We start from the raw sequence: 360 nt of genomic DNA on the forward strand, positions 1-360 counted from the left end.
CTAAATAACTGATCCTAATAGTGCTACACCTTTGCTGTGCCATAGCCATTCCCCGGGAAAGGAGACACGGTATCCATGAAGTGTTTCACTCGAGCCAGCAGGTTGGCCATCCCTCTGCATTGATGATTGCGCGTGATGGTTTCATGCAACTTGTGCCACAGCCGTTCTATGTAATTAACCCAAGGACTGTAAACTGGCTGGAATACCAGGCAGAACTTAGGGTTTTTCTTCAACCATCGCTCGGTCTGTTTGCTTTTGTGAATGATGTAGTTATCGAGGATCAGCGTGATGGTTTTGGCTCGTCGGTAGTGGCGACGCAGCTTTTCCAGCATGGCGATAAACAGGGATGAGTTTTTCTTT

Annotated in this window: 1 protein-coding gene; it reads right to left on the reverse strand. The window is 47.5% G+C overall.

Features of this window, described 5'->3' with window-relative positions; translation table 11 throughout:
* Positions 1-23: 23 nt before the first annotated feature.
* Positions 24-360: IS630 family transposase (locus tag J9889_RS21715; protein ID WP_210558139.1), on the reverse strand; the 337-nt coding region annotated here is incomplete at its 5' end.

The sequence above is a fragment of the Aeromonas sp. PrichA-15 genome, from assembly GCF_017939245.1.
Lineage (GTDB): Bacteria > Pseudomonadota > Gammaproteobacteria > Enterobacterales > Aeromonadaceae > Aeromonas > Aeromonas caviae.